Source organism: Nocardia sp. NPDC003345 (assembly GCF_053589395.1).
On sequence record NZ_JBSFRU010000509.1, the window covers coordinates 1 to 2738 of the forward strand.

Annotated in this window: 3 protein-coding genes; all 3 read right to left on the reverse strand. The window is 68.3% G+C overall.

Annotated features, from left to right (window positions below; all coding sequences use genetic code 11):
• Positions 1 to 1371 (reverse strand): ABC transporter permease (locus ACWDU1_RS31350; RefSeq protein ID WP_450004034.1); only part of this gene is annotated, 1371 nt, incomplete at its 3' end.
• A 1-nt stretch (position 1372) separates the two neighbouring features.
• Positions 1373 to 2494, reverse strand: a complete 1122-nt coding sequence (locus tag ACWDU1_RS31355; protein WP_450004035.1) for an ABC transporter ATP-binding protein — start codon at positions 2492 to 2494, stop codon at positions 1373 to 1375.
• A 94-nt stretch (positions 2495 to 2588) separates the two neighbouring features.
• The gene (locus ACWDU1_RS31360; protein WP_450004036.1) at positions 2589 to 2735 is read right to left on the reverse strand and encodes an acetate--CoA ligase family protein; all 147 of its coding nucleotides are present in this window, start codon (positions 2733 to 2735) and stop codon (positions 2589 to 2591) included.
• Between the last annotated feature and the right edge of the window lie 3 nt (positions 2736 to 2738).

Here is a 2738-nt window from a genome sequence, read left to right on the forward strand (position 1 = left end):
GGCGAGGGTCCCGTAGAGCGGTACCGGCAGCACCAGCCAGGTCCACAGCAGCCCCATACCCAGGACTACCGCGGGAATCGCCAGCGGCATCATCGATACAGTCTCCACCAGGGTCCGGCCGGACGCCTTCGACCGGTACACCACATAGCCGCAGAGGAAGGCCAGCACCGTACCCGCGACAGCGGCGAAAACGCTGACCACCGCGCTGTTGAACGCGGCCTCGCGGAACCCGGACGACCCCAGGACCTCACCGAAGGAGCCGAAGTCCAGCCCGCCGGACGCGGTCAGCTGGCTCATGGAGGTCAGGTAGGGCGAGGTCTGGCCGGCGGCGACCAGCAACGCCAGGATCGGCAGCACGATGGATACCGCGAAGAAGCCGAGGGTCAGCAGGAATACCGGGATCCGCGCCCGGCCCAGCGCGAACTTCTTCTGCCGCACCCCTTTACCGGTGACGGTGGTGAAGGAGCGTTTGCGCAGCGCCCGGTTCTGCAACCAGGTCACCAGGACGACGATCGCGACCAGCACGACCGCGATGGCGGCGCTCTCGTTGCCCCGCGACGGGGTGGCGTTGAGCAGCCGGAAGATGAAGGTGGGCAGGGTGTCCACGCCGCCGGGGGTACCCAGCACCTGGGCCACCGGGAAATTCTCGAAGATCAGCGTGAAGGTGAGAATCGCCGAACCGATCAGCGCCGGCATGGCCAGCGGGAAGGAGACCCGGCTCAGCATCCGCCGCGGGGTCGCGCCGTGGATTCGGGCGGCTTCCTCGAGATCCGGGCTCATCATCGACATCGCGCCGTGGACCAGCAGGAAGGTATACGGGGAGTAGTACACGGCGAAGACGAAGATCATCCCGGGCAGCGAGTAGATATCGAACGGCACCGACAGGCCGATATCGCGCTGGGCGATATTGAGCAGGCCGGCGACCGGGCTGCCCAGGATCGACCACGCCAGCGCGCCCACATAGGACGGCAGGAACAGCGGCATCAGGCCGATCAGATAGACGAACTTGGGCATCGGGATATCGGAGCGGGCCGCCAGGAAGGCCAGCCCACCTCCGATCAGGCAGGCGAGCGCGGTGGCGCTCACGGCCAGGACGAGCGAGTTGACGAACGCGTCCTGCACCTGCGGCGCGGAGAAGATACCGAAGTTGTCCAGGGTCAGATCGAAACCGATATTGCCCGGCCGCGGCACGCTGGTGCTGAAGGCGGCGAGCAGGACCAGTGCGGCGGGCAGCACGATCAGCACCGCGAGCACCACCAGCAGTGTGCCCGAGGGCAGCCAGCGTTTCCGCCACGGCAGGGTGGAGCGTCCCGGAGGCGCAGGCTTGCGCGCCGGAACCTGCGCCTCGGGCGCCGATGTCATGAGGGCCATATCAGGATTCCTCTCCGGAAGCGGGAACCTCACCGGGCAGCACCCGGATATGTTTGGGATCGATCTCGACCACGGCCCGGTCGCCCGTGCGGAGCAGTCCGGCCGCCTCCTCGTGGCTCTGCACCTCGATCACCGGGCCGGCGTCCAGCCGGACCGAGCACCGGGCGAACGATCCCTGGAAAACGCTGATCTCGACCGTGCCCGCCCAGGTGTTCGGCCGTTCGGGTATCGCGTCGCGGCCCTCGTCCGGGGCGAGTCGCACGTGTTCGGGCCGGATACAGACACTCAGATCGCTCGTATCCGGCGGCAGTTCGGTGCCGAAGGCGATCTCGAGCTCGTGCTCCCGGAGCCGGAGCCGGTCTTCGCGCTCCGCCGGGGCCCGGACCGCGAAGATATTGGAGACGCCGAGGAATGCCGCGATGGAGGCCGACGCGGGCGCCCGGTAGGTGCCCCACGGGTCGGCCAGCTGGGAGATACGACCGCCCTGCATGATGGCGATCCGGTCGGCCAGCGCCAGCGCCTCCCCCTGATCGTGGGTGACGTAGATGCAGGTGAGCCCGAGCTGCACCTGGAGCCGGCGCAGTTCGACCCGCAGGTCCTCCCGCAACCGGGCATCGAGGTTGGACAGCGGTTCGTCGAGCAGCATCACCGCCGGCTCCATCGCCAGGCTGCGGGCCAGGGCGACCCGCTGCATCTGCCCGCCCGACAGCATGCTCGCCCCGCGCGCCGCGAGGTGCGCCAGGCCGACCAGTTCCAGTTTCTCCAGTGCCCGGGCCCGCACCTCGGCCTTGGGCCGTTTCTTCATCCGCAGCGGGAAGGCCACGTTCTCCAGGACGGTCATATGGGGCCAGACGGCGTAGGACTGGAAGACCAGGCCGACATTGCGCTTGTTGGGCGCCAGATTGACCTTCTTCCCGGCGTCGAAGACCGTCGTGCCCCCGATGGTGATCGTGCCGCCGCTGGGATCTTCCAGGCCGGCCACACAGCGCATGGTGCTGGTTTTTCCGCACCCGGATTGCCCGAGCAATACGAGGGACTCGCCGTCGCGGATATGGAGGTCGAGATGTTCGACAGCGGTGAACTCACCGAAGGTGAGCGAGAGGTCGTCGATGCGCACGTCCATGGGGATCACTGGCTCCTGCGGGGATGGAATCTTGAACAGAGTCGCCGGCCGGTTGCCGTCCGGCGACGGGATGGGGAGTGGAGCACGGGTGGTCTCACCCCTCCCCGGACAGGCGGACGAGAGCGTCCAGGGCGACCACTCCCCCGCCCTGCGGCAGCACCGCGACGGGATTGATCTCGGCCTCGGCCACGTCGGGCCGCTCCACAGCCAGCCGCGAAACGCGGACCACGGCGTCGACCAGGGC